At 40.1% G+C, this 19,073-nt stretch carries 18 protein-coding genes; all 18 read right to left on the bottom strand.

All coding sequences use genetic code 11. The annotated features are described in order from the left end of the window. Window positions 1–8 precede the first annotated feature (8 nt). A complete protein-coding gene (locus D9O48_RS11380; protein WP_126973100.1) occupies window positions 9–2,771 on the bottom strand; it encodes a restriction endonuclease in 2,763 nt (920 codons plus the stop codon). Between the two features lie 3 nt (window positions 2,772–2,774). Beyond that, on the bottom strand, window positions 2,775–3,539 hold the full coding sequence (locus D9O48_RS11375) for a hypothetical protein (protein ID WP_126973099.1): 765 nt from the start codon (window positions 3,537–3,539) through the stop codon (window positions 2,775–2,777). A gap of 4 nt (window positions 3,540–3,543) precedes the next feature. Then, window positions 3,544–5,592 carry a site-specific DNA-methyltransferase gene (locus tag D9O48_RS11370; protein WP_158624873.1) on the bottom strand — a complete coding sequence of 683 codons (2,049 nt, stop codon included), beginning with the start codon at window positions 5,590–5,592 and terminating at the stop codon, window positions 3,544–3,546. Between the two features lie 6 nt (window positions 5,593–5,598). Further along, a complete protein-coding gene (locus D9O48_RS11365; protein ID WP_126973097.1) occupies window positions 5,599–5,889 on the bottom strand; it encodes a helix-turn-helix domain-containing protein in 291 nt (96 codons plus the stop codon). Between the two features lie 119 nt (window positions 5,890–6,008). Beyond that, window positions 6,009–7,826, bottom strand: coding sequence for a DUF3987 domain-containing protein (locus tag D9O48_RS11360; RefSeq protein ID WP_126973096.1), 1,818 nt, complete (start codon window positions 7,824–7,826; stop codon window positions 6,009–6,011). Window positions 7,827–7,829: 3 nt separating this feature from the next. After that, window positions 7,830–8,750 carry a BT4734/BF3469 family protein gene (locus D9O48_RS11355; protein WP_126973095.1) on the bottom strand — a complete coding sequence of 307 codons (921 nt, stop codon included), beginning with the start codon at window positions 8,748–8,750 and terminating at the stop codon, window positions 7,830–7,832. Further along, on the bottom strand, window positions 8,737–8,904 hold the full coding sequence (locus tag D9O48_RS19040) for a helix-turn-helix domain-containing protein (RefSeq protein ID WP_233589239.1): 168 nt from the start codon (window positions 8,902–8,904) through the stop codon (window positions 8,737–8,739). Before D9O48_RS19040 ends, D9O48_RS11355 begins: the two co-directional genes overlap by 14 nt. Before the next feature lie 125 nt (window positions 8,905–9,029). Next, a complete protein-coding gene (locus tag D9O48_RS11345; RefSeq protein WP_126973094.1) occupies window positions 9,030–9,329 on the bottom strand; it encodes a helix-turn-helix domain-containing protein in 300 nt (99 codons plus the stop codon). 231 nt (window positions 9,330–9,560) lie between these two features. Further along, window positions 9,561–10,577: a DUF6617 family protein gene (locus tag D9O48_RS11340; protein WP_126973093.1), complete on the bottom strand. Its 1,017-nt coding sequence runs from the start codon at window positions 10,575–10,577 to the stop codon at window positions 9,561–9,563. Beyond that, complete coding sequence (locus D9O48_RS11335) at window positions 10,574–11,668, bottom strand: site-specific integrase (protein WP_126973092.1); 1,095 nt, start codon at window positions 11,666–11,668, stop codon at window positions 10,574–10,576. Before D9O48_RS11335 ends, D9O48_RS11340 begins: the two co-directional genes overlap by 4 nt. Further along, on the bottom strand, window positions 11,665–12,018 hold the full coding sequence (locus D9O48_RS19135) for a helix-turn-helix domain-containing protein (RefSeq protein ID WP_126973091.1): 354 nt from the start codon (window positions 12,016–12,018) through the stop codon (window positions 11,665–11,667). The genes D9O48_RS11335 and D9O48_RS19135 overlap by 4 nt, the downstream gene beginning before the upstream one ends. A gap of 242 nt (window positions 12,019–12,260) precedes the next feature. After that, the gene (gene mnmE / locus D9O48_RS11325) at window positions 12,261–13,643 is read right to left on the bottom strand and encodes a tRNA uridine-5-carboxymethylaminomethyl(34) synthesis GTPase MnmE (RefSeq protein WP_126973090.1); all 1,383 of its coding nucleotides are present in this window, start codon (window positions 13,641–13,643) and stop codon (window positions 12,261–12,263) included. Window positions 13,644–14,235: 592 nt separating this feature from the next. Beyond that, complete coding sequence (locus tag D9O48_RS11320; protein ID WP_126973089.1) at window positions 14,236–15,054, bottom strand: energy transducer TonB; 819 nt, start codon at window positions 15,052–15,054, stop codon at window positions 14,236–14,238. Between the two features lie 103 nt (window positions 15,055–15,157). Continuing rightward, on the bottom strand, window positions 15,158–15,655 hold the full coding sequence (locus tag D9O48_RS11315) for an ExbD/TolR family protein (protein ID WP_126973088.1): 498 nt from the start codon (window positions 15,653–15,655) through the stop codon (window positions 15,158–15,160). 175 nt (window positions 15,656–15,830) lie between these two features. After that, window positions 15,831–16,661 carry an energy transducer TonB gene (locus tag D9O48_RS11310; protein ID WP_126973087.1) on the bottom strand — a complete coding sequence of 277 codons (831 nt, stop codon included), beginning with the start codon at window positions 16,659–16,661 and terminating at the stop codon, window positions 15,831–15,833. 45 nt (window positions 16,662–16,706) lie between these two features. Next, a complete protein-coding gene (locus D9O48_RS11305) occupies window positions 16,707–17,243 on the bottom strand; it encodes an ExbD/TolR family protein (protein WP_126973086.1) in 537 nt (178 codons plus the stop codon). A 31-nt stretch (window positions 17,244–17,274) separates the two neighbouring features. Next, a complete protein-coding gene (locus D9O48_RS11300; protein WP_126973085.1) occupies window positions 17,275–17,943 on the bottom strand; it encodes an ExbD/TolR family protein in 669 nt (222 codons plus the stop codon). 126 nt (window positions 17,944–18,069) lie between these two features. After that, window positions 18,070–18,933 (bottom strand): MotA/TolQ/ExbB proton channel family protein, encoded by an 864-nt coding sequence (locus D9O48_RS11295; RefSeq protein WP_126973084.1) that lies wholly within the window; start codon window positions 18,931–18,933, stop codon window positions 18,070–18,072. Between the last annotated feature and the right edge of the window lie 140 nt (window positions 18,934–19,073).

Below are 19,073 nucleotides of genomic sequence, written 5' to 3'. Positions count from 1 at the left end.
TGGTTGTTTCAAACTTTCAAATCACTCACTGAGCCAACTACACGGTAATTCACATGATCTATTACTTCAAAATGCTTTTCTGCACATGCTATTTTCAATCGCTCGCTATCTCTTAATAAGGTGCGGTCTTTTGCTGCTTTAGGGTCTTTGGTTTCAGCTACAAAGTAGATTTTGGTTTCTTCACCGTCCTCTTTCTTAATCAATGCCCAATCAGGATTGTAGGGACCAATTGGAGTTTTGACCACAAATGTTCTTGGAAGCTTTACATAGAAAAGTATATCATCCCTGTTTTCGCAATCTTCGGCAAACCTGCGTTCCGGTGAACTGAGTGAATCAATGGCCACATAGTTGTAAAGCGTTTTGGCTTGTTTCTTAACCTCTATCAGGTTTTCTAAATACTGCTCAATTTCTGCGGATTCAAACAACTTCATTTCATAGACCTGTCCGGCAATCTTTTCATATTGGATGCCATTGATCTTGATTCGGTCAAATTCATGTTTGATGATGCGTACCACGCTATCCATGAATAACTGAGGGTTGTTAAAGATTTCGCCCAATCGGTTTGAGTTCAATACGATTTGGGTAATGGTATCTCGGGTAAGCTCTGTTTTAGACTGGATATAAGCAATGAAATCAGGGATTTCATAATTGGTGTCCTTTACCATTTTCTCCTTTGAGCCTTTCTGCTCTCCGCCTAATTCAATCAGCTTGCCTTTGGCATCCCTAACGAATTTTGCTACATTCTTTTCACGGTAGATTACAGGACGTTCGATAGGGGGCATTGCTTGCAATGCAGCCACACAATTTGCAATTAGCTCTTCGGTGCTATAATCAACTTTATATTCTGTTTTAGCTCTTATTTTCTCCCAAAGCTCAAGGAATAGCGCATCCTCCATCCATTTGTCTTTGAGTTTTACGCTTGTTCTTGCTCTTGCATTTTTGATACGGCCTTCGAACTTCACGCCACAATCTTCCTCTATTTCCTTTTGTAAGGCTTTAGAGAATGATTCATAGGCTTCATTGGCGATGACAGTAAGCCTATTGATAGCACGGTCAAGGTTTCTTGCTCCGGTTTGGTCAACGCATAAGCGGAGACCTCTTCCGATTTCCTGTCGTTTCTTTATATCCGACTTGGTTTCGTTAAGCGTACAGATTTGGAATACATTGGGATTGTCCCAACCTTCACGCAATGCGGAGTGACTGAAAATGAATCGGAGAGGCACTTTTTCATCCAATAGCCTTTCCTTATCTCGCATGATTAGGTTGAAGGTATCATCATCAGCTTTGGTAGTTCGAGTTTCTTTGGTGTCTTTGTATTTACCTGCTTTATCCTGGCTGAAATATCCATCATGCACGTCTTTAGCTTTGAAGCTCATTAAACCCCTGTAAGCAGGCATACTTTGCCATTTGGTATAGCTTTCTTCAAACCATTCGGCAAACTTCCCCTGTACGGTGTTTCCGCTATCATCATACTCACGGTAGTTTGCCACACGGTCGATAAAAAAGATTGATAAGACCTTGATTCCTTTGCCCTGCAACTCTTTCTCCTTCTTGAAGTGGTTCTCTACCGTGGCATCTACCATTTCCCTAAGTATCTGGTCGGTAAGACCCCCTACGGCTTGACCCTGATAGACAATTTGACCACTTGAAAATTCAATGAACTGATTGTCGGCATCTATCTCATTGATTACATAGCCGTCCTTGTATATGTCCCAATTTTTAGAAAGCTTATAAAGGTCGTCTCCAACATTTGCGGAAACTTGTTTCTTCTGTACACCTGTTTTTTCATTGACAAATATTGAAACCTTGGCAGTTACTGATTTCTTAGCCATACGGAAACCATCTACACTAATAAAGGCTCCTGAACTATCGTTTCGGGCTATAACGGAATCAACCTCAATTTGCTTTACCAAGCCTAAATCATACGCCTTCACCGGGTCAAGCTTATAGACCAGGTTGTAAAGGTTTTTGTGTGTAGCAGAATACCTCAGTGTAAATAGGGGGTTTAGATTGGCAATAGCTCGCTTTCGAATATCCGTTTCCATATTCTGCGGCTCGTCTATAATCACAATCGGATTGGATTTCTGAATGTACTCTATGGGCTTTATGCCTGATTCTCTTACCTGATTGATGACGTTGGCATCTTTGGTGAAGGAATCAATATTGATTACTAAAATTTGTATGGCGTTGCTTTTGGCAAAATTGCCCAAGTCTGACAAACGGCCTGAATCATAGACCTTGTAATCCGCAGGTTGATTTTCGTAGATTTCCTGAAAGTGATCGAAGGTGATTTGGAGGGATTTGATAACTCCTTCACGGATAGCCACGGAAGGAACTACAATTACAAACTTCTTAAAGCCATACACCTTGTTGAGTTCGTAAACAGAACGGAGATACACATAGGTTTTGCCTGTTCCGGTTTCCATTTCTACGGAGTAGTTGGGAAACTCGGTTACTACCGTTTTACCTTCCAGAACGCCTTTTACGGATGCGTCTTCATTGTACCAAAGCTTTTCAATGGCAGGTGATATTTCGTCTTCTCTTAGCTCATTTTCCGTCTGAACTTTGTTGAGGTTTGTGAGCAATTCTTCTTCCGTAAGTGCAAGATTGTTACCCACACCTGCCTCGGTGAAAGTAATACTGCCACTATTGGTATCAGCCATAGAGAACTCAAAATCTGAATTGCTCAAAGGCTGGCCGTCAAACAAGTCAATAACTGATTGAATGGCTTGAAGCTGGTATTCTTGGTTTTTATCGAACTGTAGTTTCACCTGCTATAAATTTTCAAATTCCTTTAATGTGATTATGCCATTATTCTCTATTGGCGGATTTTTTGAAAAATCAACTGAGAATATTTTTAGTCTATCTATTTTATCCTGAAAAGGAGTTTTGATTCTTTGGTTATAAAGAATTTTGAGCTTGATACCAGCTCTTTGACAAAGATTTGAGAGTAATTGAAAATTCCTGTAGTCATCAGTGAATGGTTTCCATTTTTCTAAATCATAGTAAGAGCGTTTCAATTCATAAATAATTTCGGGATTCCCTTCATTATCAAGACGCCATAAGTCAATGTCTGAAACAGTTAAATCAACGCCTAAGCTTGATCTTTGCCAATTATGGTAAGCACTTGATGATTTGTCATTAAGATATTTGGCGGTTGCTGTTCTTGATACTGGAAGTCCAGTGGACTCAAAAATTCTTGATAGACCGTCCATATTAACAGTTGTGTAATTAAAGCTCCCATTTGAAGTTATGACTGTATCAATTTCTGGAATGTCACAAGCAAACCTTATGTAACCCACTCTTAGACCTGCTTTCTTCCCAGTATATTCAAGTAAGGAGAATGCTTCTTTTTCTTGGTCGCTTGGAGGTTCTGACAAGTGAGAGTTTGGAACGCCTACAGCAAAAATTAATACTAAGGGCTGGCAAGATTTATTACCATAAACAAGTTGCCAAGCATTACCTACTACGAACTTATAGTGGGGTGAATTTGATTGAATCAAATGGTCATATATTGCATTGTTCTTGTAGTAATCCATATCATCAAAGTGTTTTGAACTCAATGCCGCTGTCTTGCAGTTTAAGCTGAGTGTTTGTTTTGTTTCGATCGTCCTTATTGAATAGAGAGTCCAAACAGACAAAAAGCGAAGGAGCTAATTCAATGATTTTAGCTTGTATTTCAGGGGTAAACTTGTCTAGGCAGAATGCTATGCGATGACCTTCAGTGAGATATATTATTTCGGATTTCCCAAGTTCTACTTTCTCTATCTTTTCTGTCAATGGAAGACCACTCTTTAAAACTAGTTCCCATAGGATATTTATAGAGGCAGAATTTGATTTAATCGAATCGTTAAACATGGATATTTGATTGAGAAGTTCTTCTTCATTCGAAATCATGTCGCCTCTCCATATTTTAAAATTGGACGCAGTTAAAACGAAGCTGCGGAAGCCTATTGGCTTTTTGTTATTAAAATTCAGTTGTTGGGCTTGTGAAGCATTATAGTCCGTAAAAACTCTTTTAATACGTTCAGTTGTAAGTTCTGCAATTGATGCAAAACCCCTTTTGAACATATCTGAATCTTCATCAATTTTTTCGGGAAGTTGGACACAAATAAATCGTCTATTTCCGTTGTCTGATTTATTGCATTCAATGACCGCATGTGCTGTTGTTCCAGAACCTGCGAAAAAGTCTAATACAATATCAAAACTGTTTGGTTTTGTAAATGCTTGAATAAGTGATTTAGTGAACTCAACTGGTTTGGGATTTTCAAATTCTAAGTCTAAGTTTCTCAGCAAACTGTCATCACTACCGCCATAAAAAAGAATTGAGGGTAAGTTTTCAGACATATTTTCCTTCAACAAATACTTCCGTTGTGGTTGAACTGTATGGTCGGCTCCAAAGACTATTTCTCCTTTATCCAACAACTCCTTCATTGTAGAAGTAGGGAACCGCCAACCTCTTTGAGGTAGTGGGCAAGCTTTATTGGTTACGGGATGAATTAATGGAACAAAGTAATCATCTGGTGCTTTCTTTTTATTTGGCCATGCCATTGAAACCAGCCTGTATACATTTCCATTTTCATCAATCTTATTGTATGCAGCTTCACCACCAGATAATCCTTGCTTTTTTATCCAAGTATTAAATTGTGAATTAATTTCCTCTAAAGTGAATTTACGTTTGGCTTTGGTCAAGACTTCATCTGGCAGATTAAATTCTTTATGGACTTTCTTAACTTCTGCTGGAATGTCAATAGTATTAAGTAGCTTGTATAGTTCTGATGCCTTTTTGAGCATCCTTTCAGCATTCTTTTTCTTTCGTGATAAATCTGTTTCAGAAAGAAATTTTTCTTTGTTTTTAGCATAAACCAGAATTGATTCATGCTGATATGCAATACCCATTGCGTCACCCTTGGGATTGCCTTTATCCCAAATAATATTGCCAATCAAATTATCCTCTCCAAAAATTTCATTTAATAAGAGTGAAAGGTTGGCTTGCTCATGCTCGTCTATATGAATCAATATAGCCCCATCTTCTTTGAGTAAGTTTCTCGCTAAAAATAGTCGTGGTAGCATCATGGAAAGCCAATTTGAGTGAAATTGGCCGTTCTCTTTTCGATTAGGCCGAAATAGACCTTCTCTTGTCATGTAACCTTCCTCATCCTTCTCCCCAAGCTTTTTGAGGTACTCTTCTTTAGTTTCCGAGAAATTGTCTGGATAAATAAAACTATCTGAACCCGTGTTATACGGTGGATCTATTGAAATAAACTTTACTTTACCATAATAAGATTTTTGCAATGCTTTAAGGACCTTGAGGTTCTCTCCTTCAATAAAGATATTTTCAGCATCATCCCAATTTACTGAACCATTAAAGTTTGGTGCTAAAGTTTCAGTTGTAGGTATTTGAAGAACCTTATAAGCTTCGTTTTTGCCTGCCCAAGTAAGTTGATAACGATCTGTATCTGTACTAATGCTTTCCCCTAAGACTTGCTTGAGTTGTTCTACATTGATTTTGTCCTCGGTAAAGGCACCCGGAATGATTTCCTTCAATTTGGAGATAAGGTCTTCCGTAATATTCAAAGATTTGCCGTCCATGCTCATTTATTTCTTAGTGTTTTTAATCCAGTCAATTACCATGTGAAGGGAATTTGAGGCGAAAGCCTCATCCTTCACAAAATCAAAAATTTGGTCTGCCAACCAAAGAGTGAGGAGCTGAGGTTTATCCGTATGGAGTAATTCTGCCAACAGCTCTACCTGTTCACGCTTCGCCTTCCTATCACCACGCTCAATCTTGCTAAACATGGGAGTGTCTATTTCAAGATTGGCCGCTAATTGTCGCTGCAAAAGCCCCTGGCTTTCTCGCAGCTCTCTAATCCTTTCACCAAAGTGCATGACCTGTTAATTTATGACTTGTCAAATTTAGGACAATATAGGAAAAGAAAAGAAAGAAAAAAGAGGTTGGACTGATTTTTTAAGATTCAGGATTTTGAGGAAATAGAGGATGCCAAGGATTATAAGTCCTCAGCATCCTTAGAATCCTTAACTTCCTCAAGTGAGGTGTTGATATAATTGTCCTGAGATTCACGGTGAACTAATCCCGATTTGGCAAAAGCGGTGATATAGCCTTCGGCTGTCTTTGCCGGAATGCTCATGGCTTTTGCTACTTCGAGATACTTCTGTCGATTGAAGGTGTGTGGCAATGCATACAGAAACTTCTCCTTCTTATTCATTCTGCTTGGCTTGGGTTCTTCTTGTGGAAGTTCTCCAAACACTTTGCTTGAATGCTTCACCAGTACTTTGACCATTGAAAGCGAAGCTTGAAAATCCCTTTCTTCACAAATCAGCTTCTTGGAAGTGTCACCTGTTTCCATGATCCGCAAAGCGGAGAATATCATGGAGATTCGGTAAGCAATCAAACCTAACCTCCTGATAGTGGCCATGTAGTCCAACCCTTGAAGGTTCATGTATTTATCCTGTATCTGACCGAAGACCTGGTTGAATTGCTCCTGTTGGTCTGCTGTAAGGTGAAACTGGCGGGGTTCATCCTGCATGATGACTTTGTAGAGTTCATAGAACTCATTGCCCAAGGCTTCAAAGTAATCGTCCAATCCGTTATCGGTTTGGCTCGCAAAGACATTTTTCCATACCGGACGAACGTTCATGAAATAGAAGATGAAACGGCTGAACAAGCCGTTTTCAGCGTTGGGTATCAAAGCTGAGACTTGTTTTGGCGTTCCTGAAAGGACAGTAGAAAGGCAAGGGCTTTCTATGTCCACAAACTCACGGTCGGTTCTGCGATAGTAGGAAATGGTTTCATGGTGAAAGGCTTTTCTAAAGCCATCACTGTAATTTCCGTAATCGCTTTTGAAGGCATGCGCTAAGGTATCACCTTCGGTCTCGAAAATTAGCCCTCTGCCATCACTGTCACCCAAAAGTTGATAAGCTCCCGTTGAACTATTGTTGGCCGGAATGAACAGCATTTTTTCAGGTGGTTTGGCTGGCTTCTCGATACCGTCTTCCTTTCCCTTCTTGGAGTTGTATTCTGCCATTTCCAATTCATAGTGCTGTTTGTGGAGTTTGGCTTGTTCCCTCAATTCTTTGTGAATAGGGTTAACTAACTGGCGACAATGCACCAAGCGGCCTTTACCTGCGGATGCCTGGGCTGTAATGAATAGGAATAGATTGGGGAATACTCGTTTGCCATCATAGATGCCCGATACTTTGGGCAAACATGCGCTAATAGCTCCGAGGGAACCGAGGAGTAGAATATCTCTTTCCTCATTGGAGGTGGCAACAGCCACAACCTTTTGCAGAAATTCAGGAAGTTCAGGAAACAAGGAATCTGGAAAGGTTGGCATTTCTTCGGGTTCCTGATTTTCGGGCTGTTGGTATTCAGATTGACTACTATTCAGCTTTTCACTTTTGAAAGTACGATGATCCTGTTTTTCTGTCCGTGGAGGTGTAATGTCAATTCCTGCATCTTTGGCGAGGTAGAAAAAGGTCTTTAGTGAAACGCCATGACCTTTTGATTTCAAGCAATTGTCAAATTGCTTGTCGCACTCCGTAGCGGAATAATCGGGATAGAACTGGCTTACTCTATGGAAAAGGTTTCTGCCGTTCTCACCAAACTCATCAGCAAAGGCAAAGCCGACATTTACCCAATCGCTATACGTGGAGGTAATATCTGTTCGGTTGGCTTCAATGCTCTGGATGATACGTTCTACTTCGTCTATTTGAGAATCTGTATTGAAAGTTTGTTGCTCTGTAACTTTCGGTTGCGGGGTTGGCTGATTAAGCCAATCCTGCGGATTGAATGTTTTTCTTTCCATGTCCTACAAGTATTTAGGATTGATGAATATTTCTGAATCATGCGGAAGGAAACAGGCTCTTGAAATGTCCTTCCCTGATTGGTCTATTTCGAGTTGGTAAGTGTGGGAAACGTAGTTTGCCACTGCCTTGAAATAGTCCTGGTGTTTTGCCTGCGTCAAGTCGATTGGAATTACCCATTTGAGGCCATCACCTGAAGGAGATACAAACAGTAGCTCCGTTTCAAAGTAGTGGTCGTTGAGTAGTGCTGCCTTGAGTGTAGGAATGTCCTGAATGTGGTCAAAATCGATTGTGAGCAAACCTGAATGTCTTTGGAGGTTTGCATCATTTCTCTTTGAGAAAGTGCCTGAGAAGGTTACATAATCGAAATTTTGAGCCTTGAATTTTCTGGCTTCCTTCGGGTCGGGAATGTTGCGGAGTGTACTTGTACACGATGCAAATTCATTGCCTTTGATAAGGTTGTACACCTCAACCAAGGAGGCTTGCCGACTTGGTGTTACATTGGTGACAGGCTTATTGAAATAGCTGAAAACTGGCGGAGCCGGTTTGACTATTTCAGGTAGAGCAACCGTAGGTTGCGAATCTGCCTGAGTGTAAAAACCCTGTTGCTTACCGATACGCAAATGCAGTTCTTCATTCAGCTTGTCGAGAAGGGCTTGCCCTTCGAGGCTGTAATGCAGTGCTGCAAAATCAAAGACATTGCCTTGTGCAATGGCTTCTTCTGAATCGGTGTGCGTAGCACAACCGTCAACAACCTTTACCAACAATGTAGGCTTGTCCGCATTGAATGGGTTCTTCGCAGGTTTGCAGTCCCTTCCCGAAAGGGAAAGGACTGTTTCACCCGGATAGTACTGTCGCAGCACATAGGCGTAGATATTTAAGCCGTAGTGCGTTTTGTCGAGAATGGCTTTTCTACTTACCTCCATAGTGCTTTGATTTTGAAGGTGAGTAATTGGATTCCAGCAAGGCTTCTATATCAGAAACCTTGTAGTAGAATTTGCCATTGATTCGGCTGTAGGGAAGAACCCCACTATCCCGAAGGGATTGGAGGGTTCTTTTGCTGATGTGAAGCGTTTGCATCACTACCTGTCCATCAATCCACTCTTCGCTGAATTGCTCCAAGCGTGATTTATGGAAGTTGAGGAGGTAGGCTTTGACTGTTTTTATGTCTTGAGTTAGCGTCAAGATCATATCCATTATCTCGTTCATAGCTTCACCCTCCCTTTCTTGATTAGGTAATCCGCTGCCCTTTGGTCTATTTCTTCCTGAGTGGAATTGCGGTTGCGTAGCAACCAGCTTTCCAACTCGCTTCTTTTGAAATAGAGCTTCTTTCCATTGGGCTTGTAGTGCGGAATGCTCCCTGCACTTGTCAACTTGTACAAGTGAGATTGGGAAAGCTCCAGATACTGGCAAGCTTCATTGAAGTTTAAAACTTCCTTTGTGTAAATCCCCTGGTTCTCAATTAGGCGTTGGAGATTTTCAAGACGTTCAATTATTTCGTCCATGACTTAATCAATTATGAATTAGGAAATGGACATCTGGCCAAATGTCATATTCGATTGTCGAATACGGGGCTAAATTAGAATGGCTAACAGGGCGTTATGAGTGCAGAAAGCAAGGTGCAGTGCAGAGTGCAGAGTGCAGAGTGGGGCATGAAAAATAAAAGCCCCCTTTTTGAGCAAAAGAGGGCTAAACAAAAACAGAAAAAAGATAGAAGGTGTAAAGTGCAGAGTACCTTATTTCAGGTTGGAAACGGACTTTTCAATTTTATGGGCTGTTAGTTTCGGTTTCTTCTGCGACCTGAATTTTGCTCTTTCAAAGGGCTTACCGTCAGCATCAACGAAACATTGGCAAGTAACTTCCCATTGTTTCTGTTTCAAGTTCTCAACCAATTGCAGGTCGGTGTGAATGAGTTTTATGAAATAGAATAGTTCGCTGATTGTGCCTGTCCAGACTACAGGATTTTTGATTTCAGCATTAGAAAATACTCGTTTGAAATTTGGAACGGTTGTGTCTTGGCTTATCAGGTTGTTGAACTTTAAGCTGCTGCACAAATCGGAAATCTTCTCTTGAGCGGTATTGAGTTGCTTGTATGTAAATGAATTGAATGGAATGTCCTTTGGTTTAGGTTCCGGCTTTTTAACTGGTTTCTCCGTTGCTTCAACCTCAATGATTTGAATCTCGGTCAATAATGGTTTCTGCGGTATTGGTTCAAGTAGTAGCTGGGTGTAAAAATCCTCTATCACCAAATTGTCATCAATCCAAGTGCTGAAAGCATCTTGGATTTCAAGATAAAGCTGCATGTATGCAAGCTTTAGCAATTGGATGATATAGGTGTTGGCTTTGTGTGCCTGGTCAAACTCAATGGAAGCTTTCTTGGGATCTATGTATGTCAAATCAAAGTCCTTCTCTTTAATCAGCTTTCCAATGTCTTTTAAGCGGGTCTTTAAACGCTTGTTGAGGGTGTCATCCAGCCAATAGCGGATGAGGTTTTCTGTATCGTCTTCACTGATGAGGTTGTAGAGCCTTTCAACGTCTGTCTTGAGGGTGTTCAGAATCAGCTTTGAGTAGTATTTGGTTTTGTTGTCAAATGGCCTTTCAAATTTGATTTCATACCGGAATGGGTAATCGGTGGAGACTTCTTTCAGGGAACGGAACTTTGGAGCAAACTTTTCGTCCACGCTGTTTTTCTCTGACCAAGGGCGAAGCCCCTGGTAGAGAATATCGTCAAGTATTTTGGTTTGATTGCTCATAGGTCAAGTTTGATTTTACTGGCCGCCTCTTTCTTCTTGTCGTCTATGATTTTCGCATAGACTTGGGTTGTTTTCAATTCCCTATGGCCTAAGAGCTTTGAAACCGTGTAAATATCGGTTCCCATTGTAAGCTGCAATGTGGCATAGGTATGACGGGCGCAATGGAAAGTGATTGTTTTGGAGATTCCGGCTTTCATCATCCATTGTTGCAATTTCAGGTTGTGCCATGCCGAATACTTCAAACCTTTGAAAACTCTTTCTTCTCTTTCCTCACGTTCTCCGAGCAAGCCGAAGGCTTGTTCTGAAATGGGTAGGGTTTCCGCTCCTTTGGTTTTCTTCTGTCTGAATCGAATATAGTAGCCCATTTCATTTGAGTGCTGTACTTCCGACCAAACGAGCTTGTTTATATCTGACCAGCGCAACCCTGTAAGGCATGAAAAAATGAATGCCGTTTTTAGGATTGGAATTTCACATTCTGCCTTTACTGCTGCTTGCAGCTCTTCCAGTGTCAAAAACTCTCTTTCCGGTTCTCCTTGCTTGAAAGCTTCTACACCTTCAGAAGGATTGGTTGGAATGATGCCGTCTTTCACGGCCTGTTTCAGGGCTGCCCTTAGCTTATTGAAATAGGAGTACTTGGAGTTTTGGGATAGCTTCTGATTTCCGTGGGCTATGGCCTTCTTATCAAGGTACTGTTTGAAGTCCTGGACAAACTGCCTGTCCACTTCCGTGAAAGATAAATCATAGTTGCAAAAGGCTTTCAGGTGCTTAATCATGCTGGTCCAATTGCCATGATTGCCGGGGCTGTCATCCCTTTGCTGTGCAAGCAATTCAATGTAGGAAAGGAAGCTGCCTTTTTGCTTCTCCTGATCACGAAAGCCATAAACACCGTTTTGGATTTCGATTTGTCTTTGTGCCCTGATAGTCTCTGCTAATTGCATGGTCTTTTTGTTGACCTCTTTTTCCTCCTTGGTTTTAGCATTGGGGTCGAGGTACAATTTTAGGTACTCGGTTTTCCGCTTTCCTTTATGGTAATAGTCGAGGTATAAGCTGGTCTGTCCGCCTTGGTTGCGTTGTCTTAGTGTTACCTTCATATCTGAAACAGTTTATCGATTTCGGTTCTCTTGATGATTGTGCGACTGCCAATCTTTGCTGCTCTGATGTTTCCGGCTTTTATGTGCCGATAGATTGTCATGCGGCTTGCACCCAAGAGCTTGCAGGTTTCATCAACACTGAGAAAATCTTTGTCCTTCAACTGTTCCTGATTGTATTCAATTCTCTGTACCACGATAGGGGCGACCTCCTCAACCTTTTCTTCTCGCTTACGCTTCTTGTAGTTTCGGGAGGCGCACTTGTGGCTGCAAAATTTGGTTACGGTTGTCTTTGCGATGAAAGACTTTCCGCAGTCCTGACAAATCTTTGGAACTTCTATACTGCTGCTCATGGTGTTTTCCTTTTTGGCTTAAAAATGTCTCAGAGAATATCCCTTTGTATCGGGGTGTATCTCTATGTAACATGATTTCGCCTGTTGCTAAAAATCTTGTTGCTACCAACAAACCTGTTGCTATCAGTAACAGATTAGAAACAAATATAAGCAAAAAAAGGGAAAATTAGCAACAAGTAAAGGAAAGAAAAACAGCCTAAATGATAGTAAAAGAAGGGTTTAGAGTAGTAAAGGAAATGTAATTACTTTCCGATACAAAACTTACTGAATATATAATCGAGCTGGTCTTCATTGGTGATTTCACCGGTGATTTCACCCAGATAGTGTAAGCATCGACGGATGTCCAGCGCCAATAAATCGCCGGGGATATTCATTTGTAATCCGTTTCTGATTTCAAGGAGTGATTTTTCCACTTCACGTAATGAAGCTACGTGCCGGGCATTGGTCACCACCGTATCTTCCGTATGCAAATCACCTGAAACCACTTTTTCAACTAAACGCTGTTTCAACGCCTCAATATTATTCACCTGTTTAGCAGCAATAAAAGTAATATTACCGATGGTTTCGAAGTTCTTTTTTACAGATTCATTTACCTGATCGCTTTTATTAGCCACCAAAAGATATTGAAAGCCCTGTTGTTGAAACTCTGCCGCTTTCTCCCGAATAGCCTCTACCGTTTCGGTAGCTATATCAAAAAGATATACGACCAGATCTGCCTGGCGCATTTTCTCCAGACTTTTTTCCACACCGATACTTTCTATTTCATCAGCCGTATTATCGCGGATTCCTGCGGTGTCAATCAACCTGAAAATAATTCCGTCTATATTTAAGGTTTCTTCAATCGTATCTCTGGTAGTACCGGCGATATCACTCACAATAGCACGATTCTCATTTAACAGGGCGTTCAGTAAAGTACTCTTACCCGCATTCGGTTTACCGATGATTGCCACCTGTACTCCGTTTTTGATCACATTTCCTAACTGAAAACTTTGTACCAACTGAGAAACTTTTATACCAGCTTCCTGCAATAACAGATTTAATTGGGTTCTGTCAGCGAATTCTACGTCCTCTTGCGAAAAATCAAGTTCCAGTTCAATTAAAGCCGAAAACGACAATAACTGGTCTCGTAGTGCCTTTAAAACAACAGAAAATCCGCCTCTCATATTCTGCAATGCAGTTTTACGGGCAGCTTCTGTATTTGAAGCAATCAGGTCTGCTACGGCTTCCGCCTGTGTGAGGTCCATTTTACCATTCAAAAATGCTCTTTGCGTAAACTCTCCGGGTTTTGCCAGTCTTGCGCCTGCCTCAATACACAGGTCAATAATATTCTGTTGAATATAAGGCGAGCCATGGCAAGATAATTCCACCACATCCTCACCGGTGTAAGAGCGGGGGCCTTTAAAAAGGCTCACCACCACTTCATCTATTAACTGATCATTATATTTAAGAAAACCTACATGTAGCGTGTGAGATTTTTGTTGTAATAAGTCTTTGGAAGGAAACAGGTTATTCGCAATCGACCATGCCAGGTCACCGCTTAAACGAATCACTCCGATCGCTCCTACTCCATTGGCGGTTGCCAATGCTACAATTGTATCATTCCATCCGGCTAGTTTACCAAGCATTACAAAAGATTTGCAGCAAAATTAAGCTATTCTCCCAAAAAAGCATTTTTTGGAAATCCGTTGACGCAATCGCATCGTATAATATAGGATGCCTAAGCATGCAGGCATCAACCGGATTCATTCAGATGTTTTTACATTTTTATGCATCCGACTGGGGTTTGTCGTATTGCTCTTTAAACATCGCTTAGTGGGATTTACGCAGAGCGGAGCGATTCATAAATTCACAGTATAAAGGGTACGATGGTAACACTATAAAGGCGGTTGGTGGAGTTTAGTGTTACAAAAAATAATTCGGAAATAATTTAAAAAGCAGATATAAAAGGAAACGATACGAAATTTCAAGATCTCTGTTGTCACAGAGAGCAAATTCTTATGCACGTTTAATACATACGTACAAAGACCTGGTTATAACTATACACTGGTACGTCTGGCAAAAGAATTCTTTTAAAGCCTGACCATCAGTTAATTTATCTATCCTCTTCATTTTTATGCAATGGCGTTCACCAAGGAAGCAAATCAGCAGTTATACACTGTCTAATCCTACCTCAATCAAAAAGAGGATGCCCGTATCGGACACCCTCTCCAATTAACACTACGAGATAGTAAATTTGATTGGCTGCTTTTTGATCGATTTTACTTTTCTTCCATTTTGTATAGCCGGAGTCCATTGGCCACTTTTTCGAATCACCCGTTCCGCTTCTTCATATAATTCCACAGGCCCGCTAATCGCTTTTACGTCTTTGACATTTCCTTCTTCATCAACTTTAAACTCTACTACTACGACACCCTGAATTTCATTATCCATGGCCTCAGGTGGATAACGCATGGTGCGTTGCAGGTAACGGATCCAGGCCTGACTATTGGGTGGAAACTGGCTTTCTTTCTCCACTTTAATAAAATAACCACCATCAGGTTCTTCTGTTGCTTTTGGGCCTTCAATGACGCCACTTGATTTTGCCTCTTCCACTACAGCAGGCATATGAGTATCTATCCCTTCCTGTGTATAGGTAGCGATAGCTGCCATGTCAATAACATCAACCGGTGGCGGCGCTTCATTTTCAGGTACTTCACCCTGTACAATAATGGGTGTGGTGTTACGAACGGTTCTGATCTGTTCAGGAGGTGGTGATTGGCGCGGCGGTTCTACTTTCACTTCAGGTGGTTCTTTCTGATTGAGATCTACTTCACGTAGTTGAGTGACCGGAAAATCTAACTGGGGATTAATATTTCCAGATTTTGCCGGCAACCACGTAACAGCTGTAAAAATTAGTGCTGCTGCCAATGCACCGCTAACGGCATAGTACATTCTGGTACTATAGTGCGTACGCAATTCATACGCACCATAAGCTTTGTTTCTGTTTTGGAAGAGAAACTCGAGAATAGAAAATTTTTCATGGCTACCTCTATTCATACGATAAAATTTAAGAAATGAATTCAGCGCTGAATGAATAGAGAATTCTCTTTTAAATGAGATGTTTTAACTTGATTTTTCCATAAGAAAGATTTAAATATTTTTAAGGACGGAGTATGTTCTTCACCTCATTATCGAGATCTACTAATGCATATCTTTTAATCTGGTGAATTGACATTTCATCCAGGATATCTACTACATTTTTAAACGACGCCTGATCAGTAGATTGTATAATCACCATCAGTTCATCATTTCTTTGTTGCTTCTTTGATTGTAGTAAAGAGGAGATATTCTTAAAGTTTGTTTTGATAATATTTTCTCCTTTCGGTTGCATGGCACCTTCATAATAATAGATCTCATTATTCTGATCGAGTATGATCGAGAGGGCATTGGATGCTGCGACTTTCGTGTCTTTTTTCTCACCGGCAGGGAGAAACAATTTCAGAACATTGGCTTCTGAGAGCGTAGCGGTAAAAATAAAAAATGTAATGAGTAAAAAACCGAGATCCACCATTGGTGTAAGGTCTACTTTGGTAGATTGTTTTTTTCGTAAAGATTGTACGCCTTTTCTCTTAGGTGTAGTAATATTCATGTCAGCCATAAGCAGTCGATTTAAAGTGGAGAAATGAATAATCAGAAACAGGTTCTTTTAAATTAGATGCCAGAAGAAGGATATTCCACAAATAAATCGTTACAAAATATTAAGGTACTGACACAAAAAAAGAGGCAGTATTGTAATACTGCCTCTTTAATATATTAGACTGAATTGTCTGCTATTAGCTCATTTTGAAAAGAATCGGTTGTTTTTTAATAGACTTCACCTGACGACCGTTTTGTACGGCAGGAGTCCATTTACCACTTCTTTTAATTACACGAACAGCTTCCGCACGAAGTTCTTCAGGACCGCTGATGGCTTCAACTTCAGAAACGTTTCCTTCTTTATCTACCACGAATTGAATAACAACTTGTCCTTCAATTTCGTTATCCTGCGCTTCAGGAGGGTAGCGTAAGGTTCTGTTTAAGAAACGTAACCATGCCTGAGGGCCTCCGGGGTAAGAAGATTCGATTTCTACTTTGGTAAAAGTTCTGTCCCAATCTTCTTCCACTTTTTTAGGAGCTTCAACAACACCAGTACCGTGTGTTTCCACTGGAGGAGCTACGATACCCATGTCTTTGATACCTTCCTGGTTAACAACTGCGATTTTTACATCTTCCAGTTTATCAACTTCTGGTGGTTTTTCGTCCTCTTTCACCTCTTCATCTTTTACGATTTTAGGAGGTGTATACTTTGCCATTTCCACTTTTGGTGGTTCTGGTGGTTTTGGAGGAGGTGGTGGAGGTGGTTCCTCCTGTTTAGGCTGTTCTTGCTTGATGTCTTCAAGCTGAATGTCATTAACATTCATTTTAACAGCACTATCATCGGGCTTAATGGAATTTCCCAAAACATAGGCACCTACCGCCAAAAGAAGAACAGCTAAAGTACCAACAATGGCAACTGTCATTCTTTTATTATATGTTTTGCGAAGCTCATAAGCGCCGTATTCTTTGTTCTTGCCCTCAAAGATGATGTCAAGAACATCGGCATATCTTATTTTATCGGCTTCCATAATAATGTTATTAACAAGATGGTTAAATCTAGTTTACTGATTCGCTTAGTTAGTAGATAAACCTCCTGCAACTTTGATTAATTCAAGTTCCTGAGGGAATATTTCTACTAAAGCATAGCGTTTAACTTCGTTGATTGACATTTCGTCCAGAATATCTACTATATTTTTATAAGTAGCATCAGGAGTTGGCTTGATCACCACTACGAAGTCTTCAGGGTTAGTAGATCTTTTCTTATTAACAATCACGCTTCTGATGTCGTTAAAGTTAGTCACCTGGAAGTTTGAACCGTCTTCTGCCAGAGTTCCCTCATAATAGAAGATTTTTCCATCATTAGCTAACATTATAGACAATGCACCTGATTCCTTTACTTTGTTTTGCTCTTCCTGCTTTTCTGTATCTTTTGGTAAGAACAGTTTCATTGCAGTAGGCTGGCTCATAGTAGTGGTAAAGATGAAGAAGGTGATCAATAAGAATCCAAGATCCACCATCGGTGTCAAGTCTACCCTTGTCGAAAGTTTTTTACCTTTCTTGACCCCGGGGCCTTTCTTCCCCCCGGACGACGAGGTATCCAATTCTGCCATTGTGCAAAAATTTTTGGGTGAATAATGTTATTTACTGTTCTTCATTTTTAACACCAGCCATATTAGACCTCCAAAGATCGGTACCTTCAGGAACACCTTCAGGGCTAGTTATTAACTGAAATTTCAATTGATCATTTTCTTTTAAAGCTTTGATAACTCCTTGAAATGAAGGGTATTTAGCTTTATTATCTCCTTTAACCATCAGGTTCATGGTTTGACCTTTAAATGCTTCTACTGCACCACGCACCCACATCGTTAATTCGTTGTTAGTACTGTCTACAGGAATTCCAGGAAACTCTTTAAAAGAGCTTACTTGTTCAGCAGATAAATTTAAATAAGAACCTAATTGAGTGAAAGGTACACCAATAATACCACCAGCTCTTTTAAACGCAGCTTTCTGAGCATCAGAAAGATTCAGTTGTTTTTGTTCGTTCACAAAGTCGATAATGCGTTCTTTTTCACCTGTATTCTCTTCAGACACATTGAAATAAACTTTACCGTCACTGCCAATTGTTATCAATACTACGTTTTTAGCTTCAATAGCCTTTGTTGAAACTGAAGAAGGGGTTTCCACTTCAATTACTTCAGGGCTTTTAAACTTGGTAGTAAGGATAAAGAACGATAACAAAAGAAACGCCACGTCCGTCATAGCCGTCATATCTACGAAGGTGCTTTTTCTGGGCATTTTTACTTTAGGCATCGTAATAATTTTTCGTTCTTTAATAATAAGATGCAATCAGTTCAGAATTCCATAACTTTTTTTGAACTTTTTTACAAATAGCTGATTGCGTGCTACTTAAGCTCAAACCAGTTGTTGAAATAAGTCTTATTTATATAAAGAAGCGTAGCTCTGTGTTAAAGTAAATGCAGACTCATCAATACCGTAAGTAATTCCGTCGATTCTTGTAGTAAAGATGTTATACATAATTAACGCAACAGCAGAAGTACCGATACCTAATGCAGTATTATATAACGCTTCAGAGATACCTCTTGAAAGCTCAGCAGCAGCAGCACCACCACCTTCAGCAGCAAGAGCAGAGAATGAGTTAATCATACCAATTACCGTTCCTAATAAGGCGATAAGGGTTGCTCCTGAAGTTAAAGTTGATAAGAATACTAAGTTTTTCTCTAACATAGGCAGTTCTAAAGCAGTAGCCTGCTCAACTTCCTGTTGAATAGATGCAATTTTTTGTTCTGTATCTAATTCAGTAGTAGAAATCATTTCTTTATACTTACGTAAACCAGCTTTCATTACATTACCTACAGAACCTTTTTGTTTATCACACTCAGAAATTGCCTGATCTACATTTTTATTAGCTAAGTTGTATTGAACTTTACGGATAAACTCGTCGATATTTCCGTTACCGGTAGCTTTTGCTAAAGTTAAGAAACGCTCAATTGAGAAAGTTAATACGATCAAGAAACACGCGATCAAAATAGGTACAATGATACCACCCTCGTACATTTTCACCAAACCAGATTTTGGTCCTAAGTGGTGAGGCCAGAAACCACCAGCTGGATCCGGAGTTTCGAAGTTATCAGGATGACCTAATCCGAAACGCCAGATGCAATAACCTAATATTAAACATAAAATTGGAGCGATCAATGAGATTGCATTTGATCTTTTCTTTGGTTGAACAGAAGTACTACTTTTCACCGCAGCTGTTGCAGTTGGTTTTGTCTCAGCCATGATTGTTTGTTTTTAGTTTGTTTTAAAAAATATACTCTATCGGCTTATAAAAAATTGACTTACAATTCTAAGGAAATTTTCATTTCAACGCTTAAAAGCTATGATTTTTTTTTGGATAAGGGTTCACAATATAAGAAATT

This window comes from Gynurincola endophyticus, from assembly GCF_003991195.1.
Classification (GTDB): domain Bacteria; phylum Bacteroidota; class Bacteroidia; order Chitinophagales; family Chitinophagaceae; genus Gynurincola; species Gynurincola endophyticus.
Note: the sequence above shows the minus strand (reverse complement) of the source record. Positions and strands in the feature narration are given on the sequence as shown.